The sequence below is a fragment of the Streptomyces tubbatahanensis genome (assembly GCF_022699385.1).
Lineage (GTDB): Bacteria > Actinomycetota > Actinomycetes > Streptomycetales > Streptomycetaceae > Streptomyces > Streptomyces diacarni.
Genome location: NZ_CP093846.1, coordinates 296,580 through 311,668, shown reverse-complemented (window position 1 = coordinate 311,668; position 15,089 = coordinate 296,580). Strand labels below are relative to the sequence as shown.

Below are 15,089 nucleotides of genomic sequence, written 5' to 3'. Positions count from 1 at the left end.
CACACGCGCCTCCGAAGAAGGGGAGAGGGAGAGCTTCCGCAGCTTCCGGCCTGGCCCGGGCCCCAGGCCGGGGGCGGGCGCAAGGGGGTGTTCAGACGGATGCCGACGGTGCTGTCTCGTCCTGTGCGGTCGCCGCTCGCGGAGCGGGCGCGCGCCGGTGCTCCCGCACGGAGTGGACCAACGCTGCCGCCCAGACCGCGTAGATGATGCCGTACGCCGTCCACTGGGCGGCGTCGCCCGCCGAGATCCAGTCGCCACGCAGCAGAGTGCGGACGTTGGTGAGGACGATGAGACCGCCCACCGCCGAGCCGAGGATCCGCGGCGGCACATGGCGCACCAGCCAGGCGGCCAGGGGCGCGGCGACGAGTCCGCCCACGAGCAGCGCGACCGCCCATCCGGCGTTGACGCCTTCGGAGCCGAGCCCGTAGAGGAACCCGAGGCTGGCGGCGACGGCGACCAGGAACTCGCTGGTGTCGATCGAGCCGATGACCTTGCGCGGCTCCATGCGGCCGCTGGCGAGGATCGCCGGGGTGCCGACCGGCCCCCAGCCGCCTCCGCCGGTGGCGTCCATGAATCCGGCCACCAGCCCCAGCGGACCCAGGAACCGCTTGCGCAGCGGCTTCCCCAGATTCCCCGTGGGCAGCCCCTGGACGGTGAAACGGATCAGCACGTACAGCCCGAGGGTCAGCAGCAGGAGCGACATCAGCGGTTCCGCCGCCTCGGTGGACAGCCTGGACAGGAAGGTGGCCCCGGCGAAGGCGCCGACGGCCCCGGGCGCCCCGATTCTGGCGACCACCCGCCAGTCGACGTTGCCGAACCTCCAGTGGGCGGCGCCCGAGGCCAGGGTGGTGCCGATCTCGGCCAGGTGGACCGTGGCCGAGGCCGCGGCGGGGTTGGTGCCGGCGGCCAGCAGGAGAGTGGTGGAGGTGACGCCGTAGGCCATGCCCAGGCTGCCGTCCACCAGTTGGGCGCCGAGCCCGGCCAAGGCCAGCAGTATCAGCGTGCGCACAGCAGCCACCTCGCAGTTGAGATCCCTAGTTTTCCTACTTGGTTGGTAGGGATAATGGCGGCAGTGGAGAAGCCCTACAAGAGGTCGTCCATCATGTGATCCGCTCACGTCTCGGTGGCCGGACAGCGCCTCGGAGTGGCGCCTGGCGGAATCCGGACGAGAGGACTACGGGTTGGCCCAGGCCGAGGGGGAGTCGGTCAGCAGGGAGACCTCACCGGGAAGCCGGCCGGAGACCAGGTCGGCCAGCGAGACGCCTTCGAGGATCTGGCGCACGTTGACGCGCAGCGCGATCCACAGCGGCAGCAGCGACTCGGCCGGCCCGCTGTAGGACAACTCCGGCGGACGCACACCCCGCACCGAGACCAGGGGACCGTCGACGACCCGGATGATGTCGGCGATGCTGATGTCCTCCGTCGGCTTCGCCAGCCGGTAGCCGCCGTTGACGCCCCGCTGGCTGGCGACGAGCCCGCCGCGGCGCATGTCGTTGAGGATGCCCTCGAGGAACTTGTGAGGGATCTCCTGCGCGTCCGCGATGAACTCGGCCTTCACCGTTCCGCCCGGCTCGGCCGTCGCGAGCTGCAGCGCGGCGCGTACCGCATAGTCCGCCTTGGCCGAGATCCGCATGGTGACATTATGCCCCGACGCACGCGACGCCCTCACGGCAGCAGGCGGTGGCGGGCGGCGGCTGCCACCGCCCCCGCCCGCGTGCGCACGTCCAGCTTCGCGTAGATGCGCCCGAGGTGCGTCTTGACCGTGGCCTCGCTCAGAAACAGCGCCCGGGCTATCTCCCGGTTGCCGAGACCCTGCACGAGCCGGCCGAGGATGTCGCTCTCCCGCGGGGTGAGAGTGGGACCCGGGCTGCGCAGGCGGGAGACCACGCGGTCGGCCACCGAACCCGACAGCACCGTACGCCCGGCCGCCGCGTCCCTGATCGCCGCGAACAGCCGCTCGGGGCGCTCGGCCTTGAGCAGGTATCCGGTGGCGCCCGCGGCGACGGCGCGGGCGATGTCGGCGTCCGTGTCGAACATCGTGAGGACCAGCACCCGCGGCGCTGGGCCGCCCACCGGCGCGTCCTCGGCGGACGTCAGCCGGCGCGTGGCCGTCACACCGTCCATGCCGGCACCCAGTTGCAGGTCCATGAGCACCACGTGAGGCGACAGCCCCGCAGCCATGGCGAGCGCCTCCTCGCCGCTGCCCGCCTCCCCGACGACCTCGATGCCGTCGGTGCTGGACAGCAGGGCGCGCAGCCCGGCACGGACGACGGCGTGGTCGTCGCACAGCAGTACCCGGACCGTGGCGGGTGTGCCGGTCACGGCGTCTCCCTTCCGGCGTCGCCGGTGGCGAGCGGCACGGCCATCGTCACGACGGTCCCCTCCCCGGGCACCGACTCGACGGTGAGCGATCCGCCGGCCTCCCTGGCCCGCATGCGCATGACGGGCAGGCCGTGCCCTCGCTCGGCTGCCCGGGGCCGGCGCGGCGGCTTCCGGGCGTCGAAGCCGCAGCCGTTGTCGGCGATGTCCACGGTGATCCGGTCCTCCAGACAGGTCAGGGTGACGACGGCCCGGGACGCCCCGGCGTGCTCCCGCGCGTTGGCCAGCGCCTGCTGGGTCACGCGCAGCAGCGCCGCCTCGACCGCCCCGGGCAGCGGGCCTGGGCCGCCGGGCGCGGCGTCCAGGCGGAACTCGACGGCCCGGCCGGGTGCGCCGTCCCGTTCGGCGAGCGTGCGCAACGCGGTGACGAGGGAGTTCTCGGCGAGGTCGAGCGGGGCCAGGTCGCGCACGAACCTGCGGACCTCGGCCAGCGCGCGGTCCGCGGTCGCGGCGGCGTCCCACACATGCGTGTGCGCGGCGTCCGGCTCCGTGTGCCAGTGGCGCTGTGCGGCCTGCAGCAGCATCCGCTGGCTCGACAGGCTCTGGGCCAGGATGTCGTGGATCTCCGCCGACAGCCGCTGGCGCTCGGCCAGGATGCCCGCGTGCCGTTCGGAGGCGGCCAGCTCCCCGCGGGCGCGCACCAGGTCGCCGATCAGCAGCCGCTGCCGAGTGGCCAGACGCCGGCCGTGCACGAGGACGGCAGTGGCGACCGTACCGAGAGCCACCGGGGCGATCACCAGGTTCGGGTTGAAACCGCCGGAGGCGATCCGCACCTCGGAGACGACCACGAGAAGGACCAGCGCGGCGGCGAGCGGGACCGCGAGCCGCACGGGCAGCCGGTGCAGCCCGGTGAACAGCAGCGGCATGGTGCACCAGGTGGCGCTCGGTTCGAGGGCGAGCAGGACCAGCCAGAGCGCGAGCACCGCGCCGAGCCAGACCAGATGCCGGACGGTGGGGCGTTCACCGTGGCGTGGGGCAGGCGCCGTCAGCCGCCCGAAGAGGTAGAGCGCACCGAAGGCGAGGAAGAGCGCGAGCACCCATGCGGAGCGCGCGCCCTCGGCCCGGCCGTGGGTGAACAGGCGGGCGAGCGCACCGCCGAGCAACAGCAGGAAGGCGGCGTCGAGGGCGGCGGTCAGCCAGCGCGCGTCGGGGTCCGGCTCCGTGTCGTCTCGCTCCACCGCGTCCTCATCGCCTCCCGGGGGCCTCGCACCACCACGTATACAAGCGCTCCTCATGAGACACATCATCCGATCGGCTGACCCCGGCGTGGCCCGGCGGGGCCGTCCCGGACAGCCGCACATCCGACGCCCCGAGGCGGTGACGCCGGTGAGACTGCTGGAAAACGGCCCCTACCGAGAACGAGCACAGCCATGCCCAAGAACCTGACAGCCGACCGCTCCTCCCTCACCCACCGCCTGTCCTACGCACTGCGCCACCCCGCCCGTGTGCCACGGCACCTGCGCCGCACCGCCCGCGACACGTGGCTGCGCTACCGCTCGCCGGATCACGTCGCCTACTACCGGGCGGTCATGCGCTCGGACACGCGCCGCGATCCCGACGCGGCCGTGGGCGGCCGCAGCCGGGAGCGCTGGCTGGCGCTGGGAGCCATGCAGTTCGACTACCTGCTCAGGCACGGGCTGCGCCCGGAGCACCGGATGCTGGAGATCGGCTGCGGCAACCTGCGAGCGGGCTGGCGCTTCATCGAGTACCTGCGTCCCGGCCACTACCACGGCATCGACATCTCTCCCGACATCCTGTTCGCGGCGCAGGACACACTCCGCGACCAGGGGCTCCAGGACCGGCTGCCGACGCTGACACCGGTGCGCGACCTCTCGCTGGGCTTCCTGCCGGACGGCCGGTTCGACGTGGTGCACGCGCACAGCGTGTTCTCCCACTCGCCCCTGCCGGTGATCGAGGAGTGCTTCGCCCACATCGGCCGCGTCCTCGCCCCGGGCGGCTGGTTCGACTTCACCTTCGACCGTACGGAGGGCGCGGAACACCACGTGCTGCGGGAGGACTTCTACTACCGCACCGAAACCCTGCTCTCCCTCGCCGCCGCCCACGGCCTGACCGCCCGCTTCATGGACGACTGGGAGGACCTCCCGCACGGCCAGTCCAAGATCCGCGTCACGCACCGGACGGATGGCTAGGCTCCGGGAGACCGCGTTGAGCGGTGGGTTGTCGCTCAGCGTGCCCGTTCGTAGAGGGTTCCCACCCGGACCAGCGTGGGACGTCCGTCCGCGCCCGGGTCGTAGAACTGCACGGCCGCGGAAGTCCCCGGCCCGCCGAGGCCCAGGGAGAACCGGCGCTGCTCGCTGTCGACGCAGACGAGGGGGAGGGCCTGACTGACACCGGGCGTGCGGCCGTTCAGCCGTTCCCATGCGTCCAAGTGGGGCGCCGGTGTCAGTCGGAGGTGGAGCCGCCCGTCGCGCACGTCGACGGACACCTGCCCGTTGGGGGACCGGTAGACCCCGGTGAAGTGCTCGTTGTCGACCTCGACGGCCGGCCTTGGCGAATACGTGGAAGCCGGGCTGTGGACGCCGAAGCACTCCCTGAGCAGACGCTCACACAGCGCGGAATACAGCTGGAACCCGGTCGTGCTGTTCGTGAGCACCGCCAGAACAGCCTTTTGCCTCGGGAGTACGTACAGGGTCGAGTGCATACCGAGATTGGCGCCGCCGTGCGCCAGGACGGGGTCGTCACCCTCCCGTACGACGGCCCAGCCGAGACCATAGTTCACGTACATGGGGAAGCAGCCCCAGAAGTCGTCGAACTGGGGCTCGCGCATCTCGTGAAGTGCCCACGGGGACAGAAACCGGCGTCCGTCGGGCGTCGTCCCGTCGATGTGCGTCCGCCCGAAATCGATCAGAGCGTCGACGTCGAGCCACAAGCGGGAGCCGGCGGGGCCGTTCTCGGGCCAGGCGCGCAGCCGGGAGACCGGTGACACGTTCCCGGTGGTGGGGTCGACGGTGTGTCCCACGGCGACCGAGCGCAGAAGGAGCTCTTCGGCGTCGGCGGTGGCGTTGAGGCCGAGGGGCCGGAGGACGCGTGTGTCGAGAGCGGTGTTGTAGCTCTCGCCGGTGATCACTTCGATCAGCCGTCCGAGAGTGCCCATTCCCATGTTGCTGTACGACCACCGCTCGCCGGGGACGCCCGTGACCGGCAGGGTGGCGAGCTCGCCCATCAACCGTTCGAGCACGTCATCGCCTGAAGCCAGGTCCGGCATGTAGTCGCCGGGCAGGCCCGATGAGTGGTTCAGCAGCATGCGCACGGTGATGGCCGCTGCCCGCTCGGAATGCACGGGCTTGAACTCGGGCAGGTAGGCGCGCACGGGTGCGTCGAGTTCGAGCAGACCGTCATCCACGAGGGCCATCGCCAGGGATGCGGTGAACACCTTGGTGACGGAGCCTGCGGCGAACAGCGTGTCGGGCAGCACGGGTGCACCGGTGGCGACGTTGGCCGTTCCAATTCCGGCTCTGGCAACCCTGCCGTCGTGCCACAGGGCCGCTGCCGCGCCCGCCACGTTGCACTCTTCGGCCAGGTCCGCAAGGCGACGAGTGAGCTCCTCCGACGTCATCATGCTCACAAAGGTAGACGAACGCGCGCTCGGCCACATGCGACGCTCGTCGCGCATTGCCCTATGGCTGTTCGACGGGTGTCGCAGCAGGGTGTTCTGTTCAGTGTCCCGCCTCAGACGAGCCCCAGGAGTCGGCAGACTTTGATGCCGAGGTGGAGGATGAGGCGGTGCTGCCCATCGGAGAGGTCGAGTTCGGTGACGTCTTCGATGCGCCGGACGCGGTGGTACACGCTCGCGCGGTGCAGTCCGAGCTCGGTGGCGGTCGCCCGTGCGTCACCCGCCCTGTCCAGGTACACCTCGGCGGTGGTGAAGAGCGCACGGTCGGCTTCGAGCAACTGCCTTACCGAGGGGTGGACTCCATGGCTGCCGAGCCGGCCGAAAGGCTGGCCGGCGAGCAGCGCGTAGATGCCCAGGTCCTCGTGTGCGACCAGCGGGGCGAACGAGGGGACGACCTCGGCCACGCGCAGAGCTTCGAGCGCCTGCGTGTACGAAGTGGCGGCATCGTCGAGTCGGCGGGCCGGGCTGCCCGTGGCGACATGGACGTCACGCCACTTCGCCTTTCCGCCCAGCCGTTCCAGTGAAGTCGTCCTGAGAGCGTCCGGCAACTCCGGTGAGCGTCGCAGTGTCACGTTCGGGACGACCAGGACCGCGTGGTCCGGCCGAACCAGGCGCAGGCTCCCTCGGTCGCCGAGCCGAGTGGAGACCGTGTCCAAAGCGGCCTGGAGAGCTATCCGGTCGTCCTCGTCGACTCCGTCCGCGTCCGTGGGAAGCGGTCGCGCGACGACGACGGCGACGTCGCCCCGCGGCGCGAACAGGCCGCCCTCGACCAGCCTGGCCGAGGCCATGCCCCTCACCTCTTCGTCTTCCGAGAGCAGGTCGCGCACCAGCTCGCCTTCCCGAGCCGTGCGCAGGTCCGAGAGGACGCGCTCGCGGAAACAGGCGGCGCCCGCGTCAGCGGCCGCCGCCGAAGCCAGCTCCAACTGCTCGTCGGTCAGTGAGCCTTCTGCGTCGAACAGCCACAGGTAGCCGAAGCGCACGCCCTGGTACACGACCGGCACCACTACCCGCGGCAGGATTCCGAGGCCGTTGTCGGCCGGGAGCCGTACCGGTCCGGTCGCGCGCCCCAGACGCTGGCGCCGCAACCATGCCAGGGCCTCGGGTGGCGCCTCACGGCCGAGAATGACCCGCGCGCGCATCTCGTCGCCCTCGCCGAGGTGAGCGCTGTAGGCCAGCAACCTGAAGTCCAGGTCGTCCACGGCGACCGCTCGCCCGAGACGATGCGCGAGTACCTCCACCACGCGCTGAAGCTCTTCGAGCACACGACTCACCACCCTGCCGCAGACCTACGCTCGCCCGCCCACGACTCCCGTCGGCGCCCCCAAGTCGTACCACGTCGTGCGACGCCAGTCACAAGGTGGGACGCTTTGGTGCGACAGATGACGCGTGCGGTGATGCGGGGCAGGTCGGACGTCCACGGTCCTGCTGCGGCTGGGTGCCGTAGCGGGCCGTCCTCGACGGCGGCGTCCGCGTAACGCCGTTGGCCGGCGCCGACCGACCGTACGACAGGTGTTGAAGTACTGATGCCCACAACGCAACGCGGGCCACGTGTCTGCAAGCGCGGACTGCGCGAGTCTAGAGGGAGAAGTCCCGGAACCGGCGGCTCCTTACTCGGGGAACGGTCGGTCGGGGCCCCGTTCCGGCTCACTATCTGCCTTCCGCCGCCTGAAGTCAGCCCTGCGGTTGACCGGTGTTGCAGCCCTCCATTCCGACGTCTGTCACACCGGCAGCCGCCCTCACCGCCGCACAGCCCCCTCTTCAGGAGACCAGCATGCTTCTCACCGAACGTCCGGGCCCACCGCGCGCAGACGCTGAAGGTGGTGTCCAGGCATGACCCGCTCGACGCGCAAGCCCCCCAGGCGAGTCGCCGTGATCGGCGCCGGGATGGTCGGACTGTCGACCGCGTGGTTCCTCCAGGAGGCCGGGGTCGGCGTAACGGTCCTCGACCGCTCGGGCGTGGCCGCCGGCTCCAGTTGGGGCAACGCAGGATGGCTGACGTCCAGCCTGGCTGCTCCGCTGCCCGAACCGGCGGTCCTGAAGTACGGTGTCCGCGCCATGTTCAACCCGTCGTCCCCGCTTTACATACCGCCGACCGCGGACCCGCGCACGCTGCGGTGGCTGGCACAGTTCGCCCGCAACTGCACGTCCGCCCGGTGGAACAGGGCGATGCAGGGCATGCTGCCCCTCATCGAGGGCGCCCTGACCGCGTTCGACGCGCTGGAGGAGGGCGGGGTCACTGCCCGCACCCAGCCGGCCGACCCGCTGACCGCGGCCTTCCGCACCGCGCAGGAAAGCAAGGGACTGCTGGAGGAATTCGCCCATCTGCGGGCCACCGGCCGTCCGGTGGACTTCGAGGTCCTCGACGGCGCCGCCGCGAGGGACTCCGAACCCGTCCTGGCCGATGAGATCACCCGCGTGGTGCGCTTCCACGGCGAGCGGTTCATAGACCCCGCCCAGTACGTCCAGGCCATCGCCGACTCCGTACGGGCGCGGGGCAGCCTGATCGCCGAGGGGGCCGAAGTGCGCACCCTCCACCCGACCGGCGCCGGCGTCACCGTGGCCGGCGAGGACTACGATGCTGTCGTACTCGCCCACGGCGCGTGGATCAACCGGCTGGCCCGCCAGGCAGGTGTCAGGCAGATCGTGCAGGCGGGACGGGGCTACTCCTTCACCGTCAAGATGAACCGCCTACCCGAGGGACCTGTCTATTTCACCGAGCAGAAGGTCGTCTGCACCCCCCTCGGCGACCGGGCACGGATCGCCGGAACGATGGAGTTCCGGGACGTCACCGCGCCCAAGGACCCGCGCCGCATCCAGTCTCTCGTCATCCAGGCGCGCACTCTCCTGCGAGGCGCGCAACTCGACGACCGCCAGGACGAATGGGTAGGTGCCCGCCCCTGCACCGCGGACGGCCTCCCCCTGATCGGATCCGGGAGCAACCCCCGTGTCTACCTCGCCGGCGGCCACGGGATGTGGGGCATCTTCCTGGGCCCGGTCAGCGGCAGGCTCCTCGCCGAGCAGATCGCCACGGGTCAGCCCCCTGAGGCCCTGCGCGCCGTCGATCCACTGCGCTGACGGCGCGGCCCGGCCGGCAGCGGAGCGACGACCGCTGTCGGATCGCCGTCGGCCGGCCCGAACCTCATGTCCCGGCCGCGGCGAGCACGTCGCGGCGCGCGAACGAACATGTCCGCCGCCCCCTGCGAACCACGAGGAGACAGCCCGCCTTGTCCCGACCGCTGCGCATCGACCACCCCCGTACCTCCTTCCCGCCGCTGAAACTCCCGTACTGGCAGCGGCGACTGACAAAACTCGCCGAACGACACCGGGTGCCCGGTGCGGTCCTGGGCGTCGCACGTGGCGACCACAGCGACGTGGCCGCGTACGGCGTGCTCAACAAGGACACCGGGGTCACCACCACGCGGGACTCCCTCTTCCAGATCGGGTCCCTCACGAAGGTGTGGACGGCGACCCTCGTCATGCAACTCGTCGACGAGGGCGCCCTCGACCTGGACGCCCCGGTGGCCGACGTTCTGCCGGAACTGCGCCTCGCCGACCCGCACGTGGCACGGCGGGTGACGATGCGGCACCTGCTGACCCACACGAGCGGCATCGACGGGGACGTGTTCACCGACACCGGCCGCGGCGACGACTGCCTGGCACGATTCGTCGACCAGTTGGACGAGGCCGCACAGAACCACCCGTTGGGGGCGACGTTCTCGTACTGCAACTCCGGATTCGTGCTCGCCGGACGGGTCATCGAGCAGATCACCGGCACGAGTTGGGACCGTGCGTTGCACGAGCGGTTGTGCGCGCCGCTCGGCCTGCGGCGCACCGTCACGCTGCCGGAGGACGCGCTGCGCTTCCGGACCGCCATGGGCCATGACGCCGAGGGCGACCAGCCGCCCCGCCCGGTCCCCACCTGGGGTCTGCCGCGCTCCGCAGGACCGGCCGGCCTGATCACCGCCACGGCCGAGGACGTCCTCGCCTTCGCCCGTCTGCACCTGGCGGGAGGCATCACCCCGGACGGCACACGACTGCTCTCGGAACGTGCGGCACAGGCGATGACCGAGCGGCAGGTCGAACTGCCGGACGCGCTCTCGCTCGGGGACTCCTGGGGGCTCGGCTGGATCCGCTTCGGCTGGGCCGGCCACCGACTGATCGGGCACGACGGGTCCACGCTCGGGCAGGCGGCGTTCCTGCGGGTGCTGCCCGCACAGGATCTGGCCGTCACTCTCCTCACCAACGGCGGCGCGGCGAAGGACCTGTACTGGGACCTGTTCGGGGAGCTCTTCGCCGAACAGGCCGGGGTGGCGTTGCCAGAGCCGCCGCAGCCACCCGCCGAACCCGTAGCGGTGGATGCCCGTCGGTACCTCGGACGGTACGAGCGAGCCGGAACGCGCATCGACATCCTCCAGGGAACCGACGGGCTGCGGCTGCGGCACACGACGACCGGGCCGCTCGCGCACCTGGTGCCGGAGCCGGTTGTGGAGACCGCGCTGGTGCCGGTCTCGGACAGCCAGTTCCTCGTGCGGTTCGCCGACAGTCCGTCCTGGACACCGGTGACCTTCTACGCGGTGCCCACCGGCGAGAGCTATGTGCACCACGGCATGCGCGCGACCCCGAAGGTGTCCTGAGACGCCTTCGGGGCCGTGGTGGGGCGGTCCGGGGTCCTGGGTTCGGGGTCCGGCCGTCAGTGCGCTCCGTGCGCACAGGCCGGGCAACCCGGCAGGCGAGCACCGTGGTGGAGGAACCTCTTGTAGCGGGCTTCTTCATCGAGCGGGCCGGCCAGCTCCGCGGTCAGGAGCGGCCGCTCCGGGAGCGCCTCAATGTCCACCAATGCGCCGTCCTTGACGACTGCGTGAATGCTTCGGTAGTTCTTGGCGCCCTGCAGTGGATCCGCGTCCAGCACGACCATGTCGGCGATCTTGCCCACTTCGAGTGTTCCGAGGTCGTCCTCGACTCGGTAGGCCCTGGCGATGTTCCGGGTCGCGGCGTGCAGCAGGTCCATCGGCGACATGCCTTTCTCCTCCATGGCCCTCAGCCAGACGAAGTGACCCGTCGCCAGCCGTCCCAGAGCTTCGTCCTCGGGCAATCCGTTCCACGTGCCCTTGATCATCGGCTCTTGCATGACTTCCGGGGGGAAGATGCCTCCGTCGTTCGCGAGGAGGATCATCGCGTCGGAGTTGATGAGGCGGCGTGTATTGGCGTCCGACGCCTTCCACATCGTCCATTCGTGGTCCGAAACGTTCTCCTTCAGGGCCTCCATTCCGCTGTCGGTCAACGGAAAGACGACGGCGCCACAGTTGTGCTGCGAAAAGAGCTCGAGGGTTCTGCTGGGAATCTCCACAGGCCCCGTCATGTTGCAATGCTGTACGAGATCGCAGCCCGCCTCGATCGACATCCGCAGGCCCTCTACCGTCTGGCTGTGCGACTGAGCGGTCAGCCCTGCGCGATGAGCCTCTTCGACGATGGCGCGTTGCGTCGACTCGGAGAACTGGAGGAAGGCGCCGGCGGCGGTGCCGCCGTGTTCGTTCGCCGCATACTTGACGAAGTCGATGCCGCGCTCGATGTACGTCCGGACCTCTTCCCCCACCACCTCGGGCGTCAGCCACATCAGATGCCGCCCGGTGTTTTCGACCCACGTCGCGTTCACCCGGTCGACGAAATGAGAGCTGCCGACCCCGGGAATCCGTCCGTCGAAATCCTGGGAGAACGGGCCCTCGAACCCGATGATGTTCCCGGCGCAGCGCACACGGCTGCCCACGACCTCGCCCCGGTCGATCCGGTCGCGGACCGCCGTGAGCGCGCGCCGCGGCCCCCAGGTGTCGAACACCGTCGTCATGCCGCTCCTGAGTGCGACCTGGGCGGCCTCGACGATCAACTCCTCGTACCTGCCCTCGTACCGTACGAGCGTCTCGAAGAGGACGTTGACGAAGAGATGCACATTGGCGTTCATCAACCCCGGGATGATGAACTTTCCGCTGAGATCGACCACCTCGGTGTCCGGCAGGACCGGAATCTCGTCCGGCCGGCCGACCGCCACGATGCGGCCGTCGTCCACCAGGATCGACCGACCTTCGATTCCTTCTTCGGAGACGCCGTCGATAACGGTCGCACCGGTCAACAGGAGTGACATGATCTCCTTCCAGGGTCGACTGCGTCCTTCTGCGGGGCGCAGCACGTCGAATGAAGTTTGCTACCCGATGCCGCTTATGGCGCCTTGATGAGCTGTCAGCGCCACACGTTCTGCGCCACGCGGAGGAAGTTCCCGCCGAGGATTCCGCGTACGGCCTCGGACGAATAGCCCCGGTCCGCCAGGGCCGACGCGATCGCGGGCAGGCGCTCCGGCTCGATGAAATCGATACGATCCCATTGCTCGTAGCTCGACGGAAAGAGGTCAGGGTTCTGGCTCAGTTCACCGTTGACGTCGTCGGTGGCGAAGCAGAAGTCGAGGCCGAGGCCCACATGCTCCCAGCCGACCAGGTCGACGGCGTGATCGACGTGGCGGACGAGTGCTTTGGTGCTCGTGTCGTTGTCGCCCAGGAAGATTCCTACGCCGTTGATCCCGATGACACCACCCGTCGCGGCGCACGCCTGGATCTGGTCGTCCCACACGTTGCGCTCGTGGTCGTGGACCGCTCGTGTCGCCGAGTGGGACAGGATGACCGGTGCCGTCGAGGTGGCGAAGATGTCCATGGACGTGCGGTAGGAACAGTGGGTGGCGTCGACGACCATGCCCACGCGGTTCATCTCGGCCACCACTTCTCTGCCGAACTCGGTCAGGCCGCCGTCAGAGTCGTCATGACAGCCCGAACCGGCGGTGTTCCGCTGGTTGTAGGTGAGCAGCATGGTCCGGACCCCGAGGTCGTAGTACGTCTGCACAGTGTCGATGCGGCCTCCCAGGGGACGCGTGTCCTCGAGGTCGAAGGCGACCGCGAGACGCCCGGTGGCCTTGGCCCGGCGTACGTCGTCCGCCGAGTCGGCCATGACGTAGCGGTCGGGGTTCATGAGCACATGACGGCGGAACGCGGACAGGACCCTGATCGTGTCGGCGATGTCGTGTGGCGCGTAACCGACGTTCACCGAGACGAAGGAGGCTCCCGCGTCCGCGTACCGCCACAGCTCGTCGATGCGGGTGTCCGGGTCGAGCGGAAGGCAGCAATGCTGCTCCCACACCAGCGCTCGGGCGTACTCGGTCGCGAGGTCGGGCTGCGTCGTCGCGTACTCCTGCTTCATGGATCTCCCAGGGGCGAAAGGCGGGTCTCGGCCGAATGCTAGGACCGCGCGAGACGCTGAGCGAGCTGCAGCTGTCGTGTGGAGCGCGATGCCGGTTCGACGGATGTCGCAAACGGCCGCCCGCTATCAAGGGAGAGTCCGCGCCGACGGACGCTCAGCCGATCCGGCCCGCAGACTTCAGGCGCAGCGCCGAGACGAGGAAGAAGACGCCACCGAGGAAGGCGTACCCGGCGAGATGGCTGAGTGTGGCGCCGTCCTTGCCGGCCTGGAGGAAGAAGCTCACGCCGGCCAGGGTGGAGATGGCCCCGCTCACGATCATCGGCCCTTGCCCGCCCATTCGGCGCCGGGCCACTCCCACGGCGAGTTGCGTGATGCCCGCCGTGACAGCCCAGACACCCCACACCCGCAGGACGGCCGGGATGCCGGCGGCGAGTGCGACCGCCAGCGCGACGCCGGTGAGGACGCTGAGCCCGATGTTCACCCACAGCCTCGTGGCCGCGCCGTCTGCCGCCCGCGTCGACCGCAGGTCGGCCACCGCGCAGGCCGCGTCGAAGAGGGGGTAGAGCACCAGCAGCGTTCCGCTGAGCGGGCCCAGCGTGTCGGCCCTCGCGAACAGCAGGGCCGCCCAGACGGCTGCGAACGCGAAACGTGAGAGGTACAGCCGGCGCAGGGCTGCCGGGAGCTCGGTCGGTGCGGTGGGAGCGGGGTGGTCGACGACGGTGCCCATGGCGAATCCGCCTTCCATGTCGGGGGAGAACGTTCGGTCTCTTTTTATCCTTGGGTACCCTGCGTCACTTGTCAAGACCGAACGTTCTCCCCCGGCTGTAGAGTGGGGCTCATGAGCCGGAAGTCGACAGAAGGCAGCACGTCCGAGGCCCGAGCGCGGCTGCTCGGTACGGCGGTAAGGATCTTCTACGCCGAGGGGATCCACTCCGTCGGCGTCGACCGGATCATCGAGGAAGCACAGGTGACCCGGGCGACCCTGTACCGCCACTTCTCCGGCAAGGAGGATCTAGTCCTCGCCTATCTCGAGCAGGCGGACCAGGGCATCAGAGCGCAGCTGTCGGCCGCACAGGACGGTGCCCACACCCCTGGCGACAAGGTGCGCGCGGTCGGTCGTGCCATCGCCGAGGGCATTCGTTCGGAGGGCTTCCGCGGCTGCGCCTTCCTCAATGCCGTGGCCGAGTATCCCGATCCGGCGCACCCGATCCACCAGGCCGTTCTCGCACACCGCCAGTGGTTCCTCGACACCGTCACGGAGCTGTTGGCCAACGTCGGTGACGCGCCCGCCGAGGCAGCGGGGCGGCACTTCGTCATGCTCCGGGACGGAGCCATGGCCGCGGGGTGCCTCTCCGATCCCGGACTGATCACCGAGACGTTCCTGGAGAGTGTTGAGGGTATCTTGCAGGCGCGTTCCACAGCGCACGCAGCGGATTGAGTCGGGCCGCGTGCCCGACAAGGACGGTGAGGCAGGAGCGGTCGTCAGACCACGGGCGATGCGGCTTGCCGAAGAGGGCGTTTTGCGGTTCCAGTCGGCGATCTCCCCGAAGCCGAAGCTCGCCGACTGCTCGACCATGCACCACCGGTGGCTGTATCCATCGCTGCGACCAACGGCAGCCCTACTCGGTGAGCTGCGTCGTGGCCACCCGGTCGGTGCTCGTTCATCCACCCGGCGCACTTCTTCGGCCTGAGGCGTGAAGTGACAGCGGGCTCACGCGGGGGCGACCGTCAACGAGCCCGGTGCCGGGCCCGGCGTTCCGGCCGCCGCGGGGCTGCCGGGCACAGGGGTGCGGCCGGGCATGAACGCGACGATCGCGAGAGGAAGGGCGGCAAGGATCGC

General features: G+C 70.0%; 13 protein-coding genes. 4 read left to right on the top strand and 9 right to left on the bottom strand.

The window, feature by feature from the left end:
- Window positions 1-91 precede the first annotated feature (91 nt).
- The 4 genes from MMF93_RS01305 to MMF93_RS01290 all read right to left on the bottom strand — a co-directional run bounded on the left by MMF93_RS01305 (window position 92) and on the right by MMF93_RS01290 (window position 3,557).
- Window positions 92-1,009 (bottom strand): sulfite exporter TauE/SafE family protein, encoded by a 918-nt coding sequence (locus MMF93_RS01305; RefSeq protein WP_242748701.1) that lies wholly within the window; start codon window positions 1,007-1,009, stop codon window positions 92-94.
- A gap of 165 nt (window positions 1,010-1,174) precedes the next feature.
- Window positions 1,175-1,633 carry an RrF2 family transcriptional regulator gene (locus MMF93_RS01300; RefSeq protein WP_242748700.1) on the bottom strand — a complete coding sequence of 153 codons (459 nt, stop codon included), beginning with the start codon at window positions 1,631-1,633 and terminating at the stop codon, window positions 1,175-1,177.
- 32 nt (window positions 1,634-1,665) lie between these two features.
- On the bottom strand, window positions 1,666-2,322 hold the full coding sequence (locus MMF93_RS01295; protein ID WP_242748699.1) for a response regulator: 657 nt from the start codon (window positions 2,320-2,322) through the stop codon (window positions 1,666-1,668).
- On the bottom strand, window positions 2,319-3,557 hold the full coding sequence (locus tag MMF93_RS01290) for a sensor histidine kinase (RefSeq protein ID WP_242748698.1): 1,239 nt from the start codon (window positions 3,555-3,557) through the stop codon (window positions 2,319-2,321). The genes MMF93_RS01295 and MMF93_RS01290 overlap by 4 nt, the downstream gene beginning before the upstream one ends.
- Window positions 3,558-3,749: 192 nt before the next feature.
- On the opposite strand from MMF93_RS01290, the gene MMF93_RS01285 reads away from it, so the two are divergent.
- Window positions 3,750-4,529, top strand: coding sequence for a class I SAM-dependent methyltransferase (locus MMF93_RS01285; protein ID WP_242748697.1), 780 nt, complete (start codon window positions 3,750-3,752; stop codon window positions 4,527-4,529).
- Between the two features lie 35 nt (window positions 4,530-4,564).
- On the opposite strand, the gene MMF93_RS01280 is transcribed toward MMF93_RS01285, so the two are convergent.
- Together MMF93_RS01280 and MMF93_RS01275 are read right to left on the bottom strand one after the other, a co-directional pair.
- Window positions 4,565-5,959, bottom strand: a complete 1,395-nt coding sequence (locus tag MMF93_RS01280) for a serine hydrolase domain-containing protein (protein ID WP_242748696.1) — start codon at window positions 5,957-5,959, stop codon at window positions 4,565-4,567.
- Window positions 5,960-6,069: 110 nt separating this feature from the next.
- Complete coding sequence (locus tag MMF93_RS01275) at window positions 6,070-7,275, bottom strand: PucR family transcriptional regulator (protein ID WP_242748695.1); 1,206 nt, start codon at window positions 7,273-7,275, stop codon at window positions 6,070-6,072.
- Between the two features lie 568 nt (window positions 7,276-7,843).
- On the opposite strand from MMF93_RS01275, the gene MMF93_RS01270 reads away from it, so the two are divergent.
- Window positions 7,844-9,088, top strand: coding sequence for an NAD(P)/FAD-dependent oxidoreductase (locus MMF93_RS01270; protein WP_242748693.1), 1,245 nt, complete (start codon window positions 7,844-7,846; stop codon window positions 9,086-9,088).
- Window positions 9,089-9,237: 149 nt separating this feature from the next.
- On the top strand, window positions 9,238-10,647 hold the full coding sequence (locus MMF93_RS01265; protein ID WP_242748691.1) for a serine hydrolase domain-containing protein: 1,410 nt from the start codon (window positions 9,238-9,240) through the stop codon (window positions 10,645-10,647).
- A gap of 56 nt (window positions 10,648-10,703) precedes the next feature.
- Here MMF93_RS01265 and MMF93_RS01260 read toward each other — a convergent pair whose 3' ends face one another.
- The 3 genes from MMF93_RS01260 to MMF93_RS01250 all read right to left on the bottom strand — a co-directional run bounded on the left by MMF93_RS01260 (window position 10,704) and on the right by MMF93_RS01250 (window position 13,976).
- Window positions 10,704-12,149: an amidohydrolase family protein gene (locus MMF93_RS01260; RefSeq protein WP_242748689.1), complete on the bottom strand. Its 1,446-nt coding sequence runs from the start codon at window positions 12,147-12,149 to the stop codon at window positions 10,704-10,706.
- 95 nt (window positions 12,150-12,244) lie between these two features.
- Window positions 12,245-13,249 (bottom strand): dipeptidase, encoded by a 1,005-nt coding sequence (locus MMF93_RS01255; protein ID WP_242748688.1) that lies wholly within the window; start codon window positions 13,247-13,249, stop codon window positions 12,245-12,247.
- A gap of 154 nt (window positions 13,250-13,403) precedes the next feature.
- Window positions 13,404-13,976, bottom strand: a complete 573-nt coding sequence (locus MMF93_RS01250) for a hypothetical protein (RefSeq protein WP_242757170.1) — start codon at window positions 13,974-13,976, stop codon at window positions 13,404-13,406.
- Window positions 13,977-14,087: 111 nt separating this feature from the next.
- On the opposite strand from MMF93_RS01250, the gene MMF93_RS01245 reads away from it, so the two are divergent.
- Complete coding sequence (locus tag MMF93_RS01245; protein WP_242748687.1) at window positions 14,088-14,687, top strand: TetR/AcrR family transcriptional regulator; 600 nt, start codon at window positions 14,088-14,090, stop codon at window positions 14,685-14,687.
- The last annotated feature ends 402 nt before the right edge of the window (window positions 14,688-15,089 follow it).